Origin of the sequence: Kiloniella spongiae (assembly GCF_001026905.1) — a bacterium.
In the GTDB taxonomy this organism is placed as follows: domain Bacteria; phylum Pseudomonadota; class Alphaproteobacteria; order Kiloniellales; family Kiloniellaceae; genus Kiloniella; species Kiloniella spongiae.
In genome coordinates this window covers 1-15,559 of sequence record NZ_LAQL01000027.1, presented here as the reverse complement: position 1 = coordinate 15,559, position 15,559 = coordinate 1, and the positions used below count along the sequence as shown (strand labels likewise).

The following is a 15,559-nucleotide window of genomic DNA, read 5'->3' as shown; positions in this document are numbered from 1 at the left end:
TTTCGTCCGCTCAAACTTTTCCTTAGCCATCGGCTATAACTCCTATTAAGTCTTTATTGAGGCTATTAAGCCAGTTTCGCAACCACTTCGTCAGCAACTGCCTTAGGCACCTGCTCGTAGTGATCGAAGACCATTGAATATTGTGCACGACCCTGGCTCATTGAGCGCAGGTTATTTACGTAACCAAACATGTTCGCCAAAGGCACCATTGCATTAATCACCTGAGCATTACCGCGTGCATCCATGCCCTGAACTTGACCACGACGGCTGTTCAGATCACCAATGATATCACCCATGTATTCGTCAGGCGTTACAACTTCAACTTTCATGACAGGCTCAAGAAGAACGGAGCCGCCCTTCGGAATACCTTCACGGAAAGCTGCCTTAGCCGCAATTTCAAAAGCAAGTACGGAAGAATCGACGTCATGGCTAGCACCATCAAGCAGTGTAGCTTTGTAATCGATCATCGGGAAGCCAGCAATCACACCAGAATCATTAGACTGGGTAAGGCCTTTTTCAACTCCAGGAATGTATTCACGAGGAACAGAGCCACCCACAATTTTACTTTCGAATTCAAAACCAGATCCAGGCTCTAAAGGCTCGAATGCAATCTTGATACGCGCAAACTGACCAGAACCACCAGACTGTTTTTTATGCGTATAATCGATTTCACAAGCACGTGTAATCGTTTCACGATAAGCAACCTGTGGCGCACCAACGTTGGCTTCAACTTTAAATTCACGACGCATACGGTCAACAAGGATATCAAGGTGAAGCTCACCCATACCTTTGATGACAGTCTGACCACTTTCGTTATCAGAAGATACACGGAAAGAAGGATCTTCCTGAGCCAAACGGTTCAGAGCAAGACCCATTTTTTCTTGGTCAGCTTTAGTCTTAGGTTCAACAGCAACCTCGATAACAGGCTCTGGGAATTCCATACGCTCAAGAATAATTGGCTTGAGGTTATCACAGAGAGTATCACCAGTTGTCGTGTCTTTAAGACCTGCAATAGCAACGATGTCACCAGCACGCGCCTCTTTAACATCTTCACGGCTGTTTGCATGCATTTGCAACATACGACCGATACGCTCGCGTTTACCCTTAACAGAGTTAGTGATCTGAGTACCAGTCTCAAGAACACCAGAATAAACACGCACAAAAGTCAAAGAACCAACGAATGGATCCGTCATGATTTTAAATGCAAGCGCTGAAGCAGGTACATCATCCTTAGTAGGACGAGTATCTTCAGCATCTGTATCAGGATGAACACCCTGTACATCATCAACGTCTAGCGGAGAAGGCATAAAATCAATAACAGAATCAAGCAAAGGCTGAACACCTTTGTTTTTAAATGCCGTACCGTTCAAAACAGGAACAAAAGACAGGTTCATTGTACCTGTACGAATACAACGTTTCAGCGTTTCCATATCCGGCTCATTGCCTTCAAGATACGCTTCCATAACTGCTTCGTCTTGCTCGACAGCAAGCTCAATCATTTGCTCACGATATTCGTCAGCTTTATCCTGAAGATCCGCAGGAATTTCTTCCTCGTCGTAATTTGCTCCCATGCTTTCATCATTCCAGACGATCGCTTTCATTTTGAGCAAATCAATAACGCCTTTGTATTCTGCTTCAGCGCCAATAGGCAGCTGAAGAACCAAAGGTGTTGCAGCAAGACGTGTTTTCATCATATCGACGCAGCGATAGAAATCAGCACCCGTGCGGTCCATCTTATTGACAAAACACATACGGGGAACACTGTATTTATCAGCCTGACGCCAAACTGTTTCAGACTGCGGCTCAACACCAGCAACCGAATCAAATACAGCTACAGCGCCATCGAGAACACGCAAGGAACGCTCAACTTCAATCGTGAAGTCAACGTGGCCTGGTGTATCAATGATGTTAATACGATGATCATTCCAGAAACAGGTTGTTGCAGCAGAGGTAATAGTAATACCTCGCTCTTGCTCCTGCTCCATCCAGTCCATAGTCGCATTACCGTCGTGTACTTCACCAATTTTGTGAGACACGCCAGTGTAATACAGAATACGTTCTGTGGTTGTTGTTTTACCAGCATCAATGTGTGCCATGATACCGATATTACGATACCGCTCAAGCGGGGTCGTCCGTGACATAACGATGACCTCTTTAAATTACCAACGGTAGTGTGAGAAGGCTTTGTTAGCCTCTGCCATTTTATGCGTGTCTTCACGCTTTTTAACAGCAGAACCGCGGTTGTTAGCAGCATCCATCAGCTCATTAGCTAGACGGTCAACCATTGTATTTTCAGAACGCTTACGCGCAGCACCAATCAGCCAACGGATGGCGAGGGCTTGGGCACGTGTAGAGCGAACTTCAACTGGAACCTGGTAAGTTGCACCACCAACACGGCGGGAGCGAACTTCCAAATCCGGACGAACATTACCTAGTGCTTCATGAAAAACAGAAATTGTATCTTCTGTTTTATTACGCTCTTCGATACGCTCAAGCGCACCGTAAACGATCTTTTCAGCGACTGCTTTTTTACCGTCAAGCATCAGGCAGTTCATAAATTTACTTAGCGTGATATCACCAAACTTTGGGTCTGGTAGGATTTCACGCTTCTCAGCTCTATGGCGACGAGACATGGTAGATCCTTTGCCTTACTTCGGACGCTTCGCGCCGTATTTTGAACGACGTTGGCGACGATCTTTGACACCCTGAGTATCCAGAGTACCACGAATTACATGATAACGAACACCAGGCAAATCTTTCACACGGCCGCCGCGAATCATCACAACAGAGTGCTCTTGAAGGTTATGACCTTCACCTGGAATGTAGCTAGTAACTTCAAACCCGTTAGTAAGGCGCACACGTGCTACTTTACGAAGAGCAGAGTTAGGTTTTTTCGGCGTCGTGGTATAAACACGCGTACATACGCCACGTTTTTGTGGGCATGCTTCTAGAGCCGGTACTTTGGTCCGCTGAAACGGCGCTTTGCGCGGTTTACGGATCAATTGGTTAATTGTAGGCATCAGGCAATCCTTAAAGCCAGTATAATAGTACTAATTGTCACGCGTTCGGATAACAACGTCCACGGACATCTCAATCCTGTGTAACAGTTAGAAAGCTAGGGTATCGAGTCAACATCCCATGCCTCACGGCAGGAGATGACTTCCCGAAAGTGGGCGCATACTATTGTTGCGTCCCTCACCCGTCAAGCCTTGCAAGCAATTTTTGACGGTTCCAACAAAATCTTTAACCAGAAACGCAGTTTCCTGCGCTTCTGGCCAAGATTAAACTTTACTGTCCGACAGAGTAATTTCTTACTCGGCAGGAGTCTGTTCACCAGGGAGGCTAGAGTCGATAGCCTCAATCGCTGCGGCATCCTGAGATGCTGCGATGATCTGATCCTGTTCTTCTGCAAGCTTCTTAACCCGCTTCATAACAGCACCAGTACCCGCAGGTATCAGGCGACCAACAATAACATTTTCTTTCAGTCCGATCAGCGTATCCATTTTACCATGGGTCGCAGCTTCGGTCAGAACGCGTGTTGTTTCTTGGAACGATGCAGCAGAGATAAATGAGCGTGTCTGCAAGCTGGCTTTTGTAATCCCTTGCAGGATTGGACGACCAGTCGCAACGCGACCACCTTCTTTAATTGCTTTTTCGTTTTCTTCCACGAACTCTTCGCGGTCTGCAGTTTCACCAACCAAGAAGGTCGTGTCACCACCGTCGATAATTTCAATTTTCTGCAGCATCTGGCGAATGATGACTTCGATATGCTTATCGTTAATCTTCACACCCTGCAGACGGTAAACACTTTGAATTTCGTTAACGAGATAATCAGCCAAAGCTTCAACCCCAAGAACATCCAAAATATCATGCAAAACCAAGCTACCATCCATAAGAAGATCACCAATTTCAACGAGGTCACCCTCTTGAACAGCTAGGTGTCTACCTTTTGGAAGTAGGTATTCCCGTGGCTCGATGCTCTCGTCTTCGGAACGAACAACGATACGACGCTTGGCTTTATAATCTTTACCGTATTCAACACGACCTGCGATTTCTGACATAACGGCGAAATCTTTAGGTTTACGTGCTTCGAAAAGCTCAGCAACACGTGGTAGACCACCAGTAATATCACGTGTTTTTGATCCTTCACGCGGGATACGCGCAAGAACGTCACCAGCTTTAATTTCAGTACCAGGCTCAACAGAAAGGATCGCCCCAACAGACAGGAAGTAACGAGCTTCCATATCATTATCGAGCAAAATAACCTCGCCATTTTCGTCACGTAGAGTAATACGTGGCTTCAGATCAGAACCTTTTGATGCTGTTTTCCATTCCACAACTTCGCGGTTTGAAATACCAGTTGTCTCATCCGTTACTTCACGCATTGAAACGCCGTCAACCAAGTCAACGAAATTGGCAATACCTTCTCTTTCAGAGATGATCGGGGTCGTGTAAGGATCCCATTCAGCCAGCTTCTGACCTTTTTTACAGGCGATACCTTCGTCAACAAGCAACTTGGCACCATACTGTAAACGGTGACGCGCACGTTCACGGTTGTTTTCGTCACGGATAATCAATTCCTGACTACGGCCCATTACAATTGGCAAGCCGTCGGAATTAACAACCACATTACGGTTTTTAATATGAACAGTACCATCAAGAGACGCTTCTATAGATGATTGCTCGGAACCACCCTGCGCAGCACCACCAATGTGGAAGGTACGCATTGTCAGCTGTGTACCCGGCTCACCAATGGACTGAGCAGCGATAACACCAACAGCCTCACCAGAATAAACCTTCGTACCACGAGACAGGTCACGTCCATAACACTGCGCACAAACACCACTTTTGGATTTACACATCAGCGGAGAACGAACATGAACCGTGTCCAAACCTGAACGATCAATTTCATCCAAGTGCTCCTCAGAGATAATATCACCTTCGGCGACAATAACCTCTTTGGTCAATGGACTAATCATATCGTGCATGGTTGTACGGCCCAACAGACGCTCACTCAATGATGCGATCACTTCACCACCGTCAATAACAGCAGAGATGTTCATACCGACATCAGTGCCACAATCCTCTTCTGTGATAATCGCATCCTGTGCAACATCAACAAGACGACGTGTCAGATAGCCAGAGTTCGCCGTTTTAAGCGCTGTATCCGCAAGACCTTTACGTGCACCGTGCGTAGAGTTGAAGTACTCAAGAACGGTCAGGCCTTCTTTAAAGTTTGAAATAATCGGTGTCTCAATAATAGAGCCATCCGGTTTCGCCATCAAACCACGCATACCAGCAAGCTGCTTAATCTGAGCGGCAGAACCACGCGCACCAGAGTGTGCCATCATGTACACAGAATTTACCTGATCGCCTTTGCCTGAACCGATAACTTCCATCATCTCGTCAGCAACACGGTCAGAACACTGAGCCCAGATATCAACAACCTTGTTGTACTTCTCACCACGGGTGATCAGACCATCAAGATACTGCTGTTCAAACTCTTTAACCTGCGCCTGAGCTTCTTCAATCAATGCTTCTTTCGCAGCAGGGATCTGCATATCGTCCTTACCGAACGAAATACCAGCTTTACACGCATGACTGAAACCAAGTTTCATGATCTGGTCACAGAAGATCACAGTCTCTTTCTGACCACAGTGACGATAAACCATATCAATCACTTCAGAAACATCACGCTTTGGAAGCAAGCGATTCAACATTGTGAATGGCAGCTTTGGATGACGTGGGTAAAGCTCAGCAAGCTTCATACGGCCAGCAGTCGTTTCTTCAATTGTTGACGTCGGATTACCTTCGGCATCAACAGAATGATAACGAGCTCTGATCTTTGTATGAAGCGTGATCACCTTGTTGTTCAACGCGTGATCAATCTCAGCCATATCACCAAAGGCCATCCCTTCGCCAGGAGCACCTTCGTTCATCATGGATAGATAGTAAATACCAAGAACAATATCCTGAGACGGTACGATAATAGGCTTACCGTTCGCAGGGGACAGGATGTTGTTGGTAGACATCATCAGAACACGAGCTTCCAACTGCGCTTCCAGAGAAAGCGGCACGTGGACAGCCATTTGGTCGCCGTCAAAGTCAGCGTTAAACGCCGTACAGACCAATGGATGAAGCTGGATAGCTTTACCTTCGATCAATGTAGGCTCAAACGCCTGGATACCAAGTCTGTGAAGTGTCGGTGCACGGTTAAGCATAACCGGGTGTTCACGAATAACTTCTTCAAGAATATCCCAAACTTCCGGACGAGCTTTCTCAACCATACGCTTCGCAGCTTTGATGGTTGTTGCCAGACCGTAAAGTTCCAGCTTAGAATAAATGAACGGCTTAAAGAGTTCAAGCGCCATCTTCTTCGGCAAACCGCACTGGTGCAGCTTCAGTTCAGGACCAACAACGATAACCGAACGACCGGAATAATCGACACGTTTACCAAGAAGGTTCTGACGGAAACGACCCTGCTTACCCTTCAGCATATCTGAAAGTGATTTCAGCGGACGCTTATTAGCACCAGTAATTACACGACCACGACGACCATTGTCGAAGAGAGCATCGACAGATTCCTGAAGCATACGTTTTTCGTTACGTACGATGATATCAGGGGCACGCAATTCAATCAGACGCTTCAGACGGTTATTACGGTTAATAACACGACGATAAAGATCGTTAAGGTCTGATGTTGCGAAACGGCCACCATCCAAAGGAACAAGTGGGCGAAGTTCAGGTGGGATCACAGGAACAACATCCAGGATCATCCACTCTGGACGAGAACCTGATTCCAAGAAAGCTTCAACGATTTTAAGACGCTTAACAAGCTTCTTACGTTTCGCTTCGGAATTGGTATCACGAAGTTCCTGGCGGATGTCGTCTTTCTCTTCTTCAAGATCAAGATTGCTCAGGATGTCTTTGATCGCTTCAGCACCGATTTTCGCAGTGAAAGCATCATCACCGTATTCGTCCTGTGCATCCATGAACTCTTCTTCAGAAAGCAGCTGATGCTGCTTCATCGGTGTAAGTCCAGGTTCAACAACAACGAAGTTCTCAAAATAGAGAATACGCTCGAGATCCTTCAGCGGCATATCAACCAAAAGGCCGATACGGCTAGGAAGTGATTTCAGGAACCAAATATGTGCAACTGGACTTGCCAGTTCAATATGGCCCATGCGTTCGCGACGTACCTTTGAAAGTGTGACTTCAACACCACATTTTTCACAGATAATACCGCGGTATTTCATACGCTTGTATTTACCACACAAGCATTCGTAATCTTTAATCGGACCAAAAATTCGCGCACAGAAAAGACCGTCGCGTTCTGGTTTAAAAGTACGATAGTTGATGGTTTCTGGCTTTTTGATTTCGCCAAATGACCATGAACGGATCCGTTCAGGGCTCGCAATAGAGATCCTGATCTGATCGAACGTCGCGGGCCCAGAAGTTTGGCCGAAAATATTCATCAACTCATTGGACATCGGTGTCTCCCGACAAAATTTTATTCACTAAATCTTTAACGTTAATTACAGGGGCCCGAAGGCCCCTGTTATCAAGCATCACTTTGTGTCAATTCCACATTCAGACCAAGAGAGCGAAGCTCTTTGACCAAAACGTTAAAGGACTCAGGAATACCTGCTTCGAAGTTCTCATCGCCTTTGACGATAGCTTCGTACACTTTGGTACGTCCGGACACGTCATCAGATTTAACTGTCAACATTTCCTGCAAGGTATAAGCAGCACCATAAGCTTCGAGTGCCCAAACCTCCATCTCACCGAAACGCTGTCCACCAAACTGAGCTTTACCGCCCAATGGCTGCTGCGTAACAAGAGAGTAAGGTCCGATAGAACGCGCATGGATTTTGTCGTCTACAAGGTGATGCAGCTTCAACATATAGATATAACCAACGGTTACACTACGGTCGAACTGTTCACCTGTACGACCATCGATGAGACGAACCTGACCAGAGCTATCCAGTCCGGCTTTTTCAAGCATATCAACGACGTCTTTTTCCTTGGCACCATCAAACACAGGAGTTGCGATCGGAACACCGTTACGTAGATTGTAACCTAGTTCGTCAAGCTCATCAGTATTCATATCTATGATGTCGTCGTTATAGTCTTTTTCACCATAAACATCGAGCAACTTAGATTTAAGGTTATCGTAATCACCTGTGCGGCGCGCATCGACAGCCATATCACCAATTTGGTGACCAAGACCACGACATGCCCAACCCAAGTGAGTTTCGAGGATCTGACCAACGTTCATACGTGATGGAACACCAAGTGGGTTCAACACGATATCAACAGGTGTGCCATCTTCGGTATAAGGCATATCTTCCACAGGCATAATGCGAGAGATAACACCTTTGTTTCCGTGACGGCCAGCCATCTTATCCCCAGGCTGAAGCTTACGCTTCACAGCCACAAAGACTTTAACCATCTTCATAACGCCAGGAAGAAGCTCATCACCGCGCTGTAGTTTCTGAACTTTATCGTCAAAGCGTTTCGTCAGTTCGTCAATTGAGTCTTCAAACTGCTTGTTAAGCGCTTCAATCTCAGTCTGTGCAGTATCATCTTCAACAGCAATCTGACGCCACTGGCCAGGCGTGAAGTCAGCTAGTAGAGCTTCATCAACCTTAACACCGGTAGACATACCCTTTGGACCACTAACAACAACATTACCAAGAACGAATTCTTTCAGACGGTCGTAGAAGGAACGTTCCAGAATACCACGTTCATCATCACGGTCTTTTGCGAGATGTTCGATTTCCAGACGTTCAATCGCGAGTTCACGCTCATCTTTCTCAACACCACGGCGCGAGAAGACACGGACGTCAACAACAGTACCTACACCCCCAGGAGGAACACGAAGAGATGTATCACGAACGTCAGACGCTTTTTCGCCAAAGATCGCACGAAGAAGTTTTTCTTCCGGCGTCATTGGGGACTCACCCTTAGGTGTCACCTTACCAACAAGGATATCACCCGGCTGCACTTCCGCACCGATGTAAACCATGCCGGCTTCATCAAGGTTGCGAAGCGCATCTTCACCAACGTTTGGAATGTCACGTGTGATTTCTTCCTGACCAAGCTTGGTATCACGCGCCATCACTTCATAAGCTTCGATATGAATGGAAGTGAAGACATCGTCACGTACAATACGCTCAGAAATCAGAATTGAATCCTCATAGTTGTAACCATTCCAAGGCATAAATGCCACAAGAACGTTACGACCAAGAGCCAGCTCACCAAGATCAGTAGAAGGACCATCGGCCATGATGTCACCGCGAGAAACACGGTCACCAACCTTAACCAACGGACGTTGGTTAATACATGTCCCCTGGTTAGAACGCTGAAACTTCGACAGGTTATAAATGTCGACTGCGCCCTCACCTGTGGACATGTCATCACGGACACGAACAACGATACGGGTTGCATCTACCTGGTCAACAACACCACCACGGCGCGCTGAAATAGACACACCGGAATCTTGTGCAACACGTGGCTCCATACCAGTTCCAACGAACGGTGCTTCTGCTTTAAGCAGCGGAACCGCCTGACGTTGCATGTTCGACCCCATAAGAGCACGGTTCGCATCATCGTTTTCAAGGAACGGGATCAAAGCAGCAGCAACAGAAACCAGCTGTTTCGGCGAAACATCAATTAGATTGATATCTTCGCTACGCGAGACGAAGTAATCACCACTCTTACGGCAAGAAATCAATTCTTCCACAAAAGTATTATCTTCATTCAGCGCAGCGTTTGCTTCCGCAATCGTATAACGACCTTCTTCAATCGCACTCAGGTAAATAACATCATCTGTAACTTTACCATCAACGATTTTACGGTACGGGCTTTCGATGAAACCATAAGGGTTCACACGTGCAAAAGTCGCAAGAGAGTTGATCAAACCAATGTTTGGTCCCTCAGGCGTTTCAATCGGGCAGATACGTCCGTAGTGCGTTGCATGCACGTCACGAACTTCAAAGCCAGCACGCTCACGTGTCAGACCGCCAGGGCCCAACGCAGAAACACGACGCTTGTGCGTAATTTCTGAAAGCGGGTTTGTTTGGTCCATGAACTGTGAAAGCTGGGAAGATCCGAAGAATTCGCGGATAGCAGCAGCAACAGGTTTCGCATTGATCAGATCATGTGGCATAACCGTGTCGATCTCGACAGAACTCATACGCTCTTTGATCGCGCGTTCCATACGTAGAAGACCTACGCGGAACTGGTTTTCCATCAACTCACCAACAGAACGAACACGACGGTTACCAAGGTGATCGATATCATCAATATCCCCTTTACCATCTTTCAGTTCACAGAGAATTTTGACGATCTCCATAATGTCTTCGCGACGGAGCGTACGAAGCTGGTCATCAGTCTCGAAGTCAAGACGTGCGTTCATTTTCACACGGCCAACAGAAGAAAGATCGTAACGCTCTGAATCAAAGAACAGACCGTTGAACATTTTTTCAGCAGCTTCAAGGGTCGGCGGCTCACCAGGACGCATTACACGGTAGATGTCCAAAAGAGCATCTTCACGAGTAGCATTCTTATCCGCAGCAAGTGTGTTACGGATGTATGGACCAACCTTCACGTTATCAATGCCAAGAACTTCAATCTCCGAAAGTCCTGTACCAGCAAGTTCTTCGAGAAGCTCTTCGGTGATTTCTTCACCAGCTTCACAAATAACTTCACCCGTTGACGCATTGATGTGATCATTCGCAATGTATGACCCAAACAGATCATCACCAGGAACGAAGATATCAGTCAAACCACCCTCAACAAGCTTACGGATTTGACGTGGTGTTAGTTTCGTTCCTGCTTCTGCAGCAACATCACCCGTCTTCGCATCAATAAGATCGTTGTTAAGCTTAACACCCTTCAAGGCTTCAGCATCAAAAGGACGCTTCCAACCATTACCGGATTTTTCGTAAGTCACAGTGTCATAGAAGAAGTTCAACAGATCTTCTGGTGACATGCCCTGTGCTTCTTGAGGATCAAGAATTTCGTTTGCTTCTTCTAGCTCAGCGCGACGAAGTGCAGTTTCTGCATTGTCAAGCGCGAGCAATAGCGTTGTCGCAGGAAGCTTACGGCGGCGATCAATACGAACATAGACAAGGTCTTTTGCATCGAATTCAAGGTCAAGCCATGAACCACGGTAAGGGATAACGCGAGCAGCAAACAGGAATTTACCTGATGAGTGGGTTTTGCCACGATCATGGTCAAAGAATACACCAGGGCTACGGTGCATCTGAGAAACGATTACACGCTCAGTACCATTAACAACAAATGTACCATAACGTGTCATCATCGGCAGATCACCCATATAGACATCTTGCTCTTTGATGTCGCGGATTGATCTTGCGCCGGTATCTTCGTCTACGTCCCAAACCACCAGTCTCAAAGTAACCTTGAGAGGTGCAGCATAGGTAATGCCGCGTTGCTGGCATTCTTCTACGTCAAACTTAGGTTGTTCCAGCTCGTAACGCAGAAACTGCAGTTCAGACTTTTCAGCAAAATCTTTGATCGAAAAAATCGATTCAAATACTTCTTGAAGTCCGGTAGTTTTGCGCTCAGCAGCAGGAACGCCTACCTGTAGGAACTGATCGTAAGATGCCTTCTGAACTTCAATCAAATTAGGCATAGTGCTCACTTCCGTGATACGCCCGAAGTCCTTGCGAATGCGCTTGCGACCCGTAAACGATCTCGCCATGTCAGTAACGTCCTCGTCCCATTGGGTGTTGACGAAAGGGAGGACCCCAAACGTCAATAAATTTCTAAACAATCGCCGATTAATCTGTCTGTGTTAACCCAGATAAGAAACCAGCTTCAGGGTAGTTTTACGCCTTACCCCTGAAAGGCGCAGAAAACCGGCGCGACACACAGCTATCGCTGTGTACCGGCCGGGTTTTCTATACTGGTAGTGACGCGAGAGCCAATATTACTTGACTTCTACAGTTGCGCCAGCTGCTTCCAGTTTACCTTTGATGTCTTCAGCTTCCGCTTTATCAACACCTTCTTTAATAGCTTTAGGAGCAGATTCAACTAGCTCTTTAGCTTCTTTCAGACCGAGACCTGTAATGCCGCGAACTTCTTTAATCACGTTGATTTTCTTCTCACCAACAGAAGCAAGAACAACATCAAACTCAGTTTGTTCAGCAGCAGCACCACCAGCGTCACCGCCAGCAGCAGCAGCAACAGCTACAGGAGCAGCAGCAGAAACGCCCCAGTGCTCTTCCAATTTCTTGGAAAGTTCAGCAGCTTCAAGAACTGTCAGTTTAGACAGTTCGTCAACCAATTTATCAAGATCAGCCATAATAATTCGTATCCTCTAAAGGCTTGAACAGAGAAAATTTAACAAAACCGTTAAGCAGCTTCGCCTTGAGACCCGTAGGCACCAAATACGCGTGCTAGCTGACCAGCCGGAGCTTGCGTAACACCTGCAACTTTTGTAGCAGGCGCCTGCAATAGGCCAACCAGTTTGCCGCGCAATTCGTCGAGTGAAGGAAGGCTAGCAAGAGCCTTAACGCCATTAGCATCAAGGATTGTGTCACCCATCGCACCACCGACAACAGTCAGCTTCTCGTTCTTCTTGGCGAACTCGACGCAGACTTTAGCCGCCGCAATTGGATCAACAGATGTCGTAACAGCTGTTGGACCAGTAAACAGTGGCTTCAGTGCCTCAAATTTCGTGCCGTCAAGAGCAATTTTCGCCAGCCGGTTTTTCGCAACTTTGTAGCTTGCGCCGTTATCCCTTGCGTCTGAACGCAATTCGGAAACTTCTGAAACTGTCAGACCAGATTGCTGAGTAACAACAACAAGGCCGGAGTCGTCGAAGACTTCCTTAAGGAAAGCGACGAGCTGTTCTTTCTGTGTACGATCCACGGTAGCTCCGCTCGTTTTTGACCTAACCCATATAGACTCGCCATATAGATTCAGATCGATTTGCACGAGAATCCCTCATCACTAGAAGGATTCGGTTCGCCTGTCCTGGAAGTTCAAGCCTTACACAACCGGAGGACCCGGTGTGCTATAACTCGCTTCCCGTCTATGTAGGCCCCATAAGGACTTAAGTTCTACCGAAGCACAACACCCACAGTCTCGGACAGGTCGCAACAGAATTAAAAATCCTGCTGCAGGAACAGCGGAAGAACGAATTCTCCCGCTGAGTGATGCCCTAATACACCAAAAATTTCTCTACGTACAGAGATTACTCTGCAGAAAGTGAAGAAACTTCCAGTTTAACGCCAGGACCCATCGTAGATGAGATCGCAACACGCTTTACGTATGTACCTTTTGCGCCAGCGGGCTTCGCTTTGTTGATCGCAGCTACGAACGCGCGAACGTTCTCAACCAACTGATCTTCACCAAAGCTCATTTTGCCAATACCAGCATGAACAATACCGGCTTTTTCAGCACGGAATTCAACTTGACCGGATTTAGCAGCTTCAACAGCGCCTTTAACGTCAGGAGTAACAGTACCAAGCTTCGGGTTTGGCATAAGACCACGAGGACCAAGAACCTTACCAAGACGACCAACGATAGCCATCATGTCAGGAGTCGCGATCACACGATCAAAATCCATTTCGCCGCCCTGGATCTTTTCCATAAGATCTTCAGCACCAACGATTTCCGCACCAGCAGCTTTCGCTTCGTCAGCTTTTGCATCACGTGCAAAAACAGCAACACGAACTGATTTACCAGTACCGTGCGGCAAAGGAACAACGCCACGAACATTCTGGTCAGCGTGACGCGGGTCAACACCCAGATTCATCGCAATTTCCAGAGTTTCGTCGAATTTCGTTTTTGCATTTGCCTTGATGTGTTTTACAGCATCACCAAGATCATAATGTTTTTCGCGGTCAAGACCTTCATAGGCGCTTGCAATACGCTTACCTTTTTTCGCCATGATCTTATCCCTTCACTTCCAAGCCCATGGAACGCGCTGTGCCCATGATGATTTGGCTAGCAGCATCCAGATCGTTTGCATTCAGATCTACAAGTTTAGTCTGAGCAATTTCACGAACCTGATCCATTGATACAGAACCAACATAACCCTTACCGGTTTCAGAAGACCCCTTCGCAAGGCCGGCAGCTTTTTTCAGATAGAAGCTTGCTGGTGGTGTTTTTGTAACGAATGTGAAAGAACGGTCACTGTATGCAGTAATGATAACAGGAACAGGAGTGTTTTTCTCCATGTCACCTGTTGCAGCATTAAAGGCTTTACAGAATTCCATGATATTAAGACCACGCTGACCAAGCGCAGGACCCACAGGCGGTGATGGATTAGCAGCACCAGCAGGGATCTCAAGCTTGATATAGCCTTCGATTTTCTTTGCCATTGATTTACCCTCATTTAGTTTGGGTGCGCGGTATGGCTATGGCAGGCCCACCGCACTAAGAGCAACCACACATGTGATCACTTAACGAAAAACTTGAAACGATTTTATTGCTTCTCGACCTGATCATACTCCAGCTCAACCGGCGTTGAGCGACCAAAGATAGAGACAGCAACCTTGAGACGGGCTTTTTCTTCATCAACTTCTTCAACAACACCGTTGAACGAAGCAAATGGACCATCGCTAACGCGAACAGTTTCCCCGACCTCAAATGTAACAGATGGACGTGGACGATCGACACCTTCTTGGACCTGCTGCAGCATTGCCTGCGCTTCCCGTTCGGATATCGGTAAAGGACGCCCTTTCCCACCAAGAAAACCTGTAACTTTTGGCGTATCTTTCACCAAGTGCCAGCTCTCATCCGTCAGGTCCATTTTGACCATCACATAACCGGGAAAGAACTTACGCTCAGCATTGATACGTTGACCGCGGCGCATCTCAACTACTTCTTCAGTAGGAACCAGCACTTCCTCAAAACGGTCTTCCATACCCTTTTTGGCAGCCTGCTCACGAATAGATTCAGCGACCTTTTTTTCAAATCCGGAATAGACATGGATAACATACCAACGTGCAGCCATGATTTTACCCTCCCAGACCTAAGACAAGTTTTACGCCCTGATTAAGAACCAAGTCGACGAGAAAGAAGAATGTCGCCGTCAAAGTAACCATCACGAACACCATACCTGTGGTAACGAGAGTCTCTTTACGGGTTGGCCAGGTAACTTTACTCAGTTCCTGACGAAATTCCTTCATGAGCTGACCGGGGTTGGTCTTTGCCATTCTCAAACGCCTTTGACTTAATGCTCTTATAGAGCGGATCGATACAGACTTATTTAGTTATACACCGTTTATTTACAAGAAATAAGACACGGCGCCAACTATGCCAAAACCCAGCACACGCTGGGTTCTAAGTGGCAGGAGAGGAGGGACTCGAACCCACAACCCCCGGTTTTGGAGACCGGTGCTCTACCAATTGAGCTACTCTCCTACATTTTGTCGTTGCATCCAAGTGAATCGGAGACGATTAACTTGGCGACGGGGCGTTCTAACAGGACGCCCCGTCCCTATCAACGTTTTTTTATTTTATTTTGAGATGCTTGAAACGACACCAGCACCAACGGTACGGCCGCCTTCACGGATCG

At 46.9% G+C, this 15,559-nt stretch carries 11 protein-coding genes and 1 tRNA gene; all 12 read right to left on the bottom strand.

Going from position 1 to position 15,559, the window contains the following annotated elements:
* Positions 1-65 precede the first annotated feature (65 nt).
* On the bottom strand, positions 66-2,141 hold the full coding sequence (fusA, locus tag WH96_RS20525) for an elongation factor G (protein WP_047766122.1): 2,076 nt from the start codon (positions 2,139-2,141) through the stop codon (positions 66-68).
* Between the two features lie 18 nt (positions 2,142-2,159).
* Positions 2,160-2,633 carry a 30S ribosomal protein S7 gene (rpsG, locus tag WH96_RS20520; protein ID WP_047766121.1) on the bottom strand — a complete coding sequence of 158 codons (474 nt, stop codon included), beginning with the start codon at positions 2,631-2,633 and terminating at the stop codon, positions 2,160-2,162.
* Positions 2,634-2,648: 15 nt separating this feature from the next.
* On the bottom strand, positions 2,649-3,020 hold the full coding sequence (rpsL, locus tag WH96_RS20515) for a 30S ribosomal protein S12 (RefSeq protein WP_047766120.1): 372 nt from the start codon (positions 3,018-3,020) through the stop codon (positions 2,649-2,651).
* Between the two features lie 291 nt (positions 3,021-3,311).
* A complete protein-coding gene (gene rpoC / locus WH96_RS20510; RefSeq protein ID WP_047766119.1) occupies positions 3,312-7,490 on the bottom strand; it encodes a DNA-directed RNA polymerase subunit beta' in 4,179 nt (1,392 codons plus the stop codon).
* A 71-nt stretch (positions 7,491-7,561) separates the two neighbouring features.
* On the bottom strand, positions 7,562-11,731 hold the full coding sequence (gene rpoB / locus WH96_RS20505) for a DNA-directed RNA polymerase subunit beta (protein ID WP_047766118.1): 4,170 nt from the start codon (positions 11,729-11,731) through the stop codon (positions 7,562-7,564).
* A 228-nt stretch (positions 11,732-11,959) separates the two neighbouring features.
* Positions 11,960-12,334, bottom strand: coding sequence for a 50S ribosomal protein L7/L12 (gene rplL, locus WH96_RS20500; RefSeq protein ID WP_047766117.1), 375 nt, complete (start codon positions 12,332-12,334; stop codon positions 11,960-11,962).
* 50 nt (positions 12,335-12,384) lie between these two features.
* The gene (gene rplJ, locus WH96_RS20495) at positions 12,385-12,903 is read right to left on the bottom strand and encodes a 50S ribosomal protein L10 (RefSeq protein WP_047766123.1); all 519 of its coding nucleotides are present in this window, start codon (positions 12,901-12,903) and stop codon (positions 12,385-12,387) included.
* Positions 12,904-13,228: 325 nt separating this feature from the next.
* Complete coding sequence (gene rplA / locus WH96_RS20490; RefSeq protein ID WP_047766116.1) at positions 13,229-13,927, bottom strand: 50S ribosomal protein L1; 699 nt, start codon at positions 13,925-13,927, stop codon at positions 13,229-13,231.
* A gap of 4 nt (positions 13,928-13,931) precedes the next feature.
* Positions 13,932-14,360: a 50S ribosomal protein L11 gene (gene rplK / locus WH96_RS20485; protein WP_047766115.1), complete on the bottom strand. Its 429-nt coding sequence runs from the start codon at positions 14,358-14,360 to the stop codon at positions 13,932-13,934.
* Between the two features lie 104 nt (positions 14,361-14,464).
* A complete protein-coding gene (gene nusG, locus WH96_RS20480) occupies positions 14,465-14,995 on the bottom strand; it encodes a transcription termination/antitermination protein NusG (RefSeq protein ID WP_047766114.1) in 531 nt (176 codons plus the stop codon).
* A 4-nt stretch (positions 14,996-14,999) separates the two neighbouring features.
* The gene (secE, locus tag WH96_RS20475; protein ID WP_046510121.1) at positions 15,000-15,197 is read right to left on the bottom strand and encodes a preprotein translocase subunit SecE; all 198 of its coding nucleotides are present in this window, start codon (positions 15,195-15,197) and stop codon (positions 15,000-15,002) included.
* A gap of 132 nt (positions 15,198-15,329) precedes the next feature.
* Positions 15,330-15,405, bottom strand: a tRNA-Trp gene (locus tag WH96_RS20470).
* Positions 15,406-15,559 lie beyond the last annotated feature (154 nt).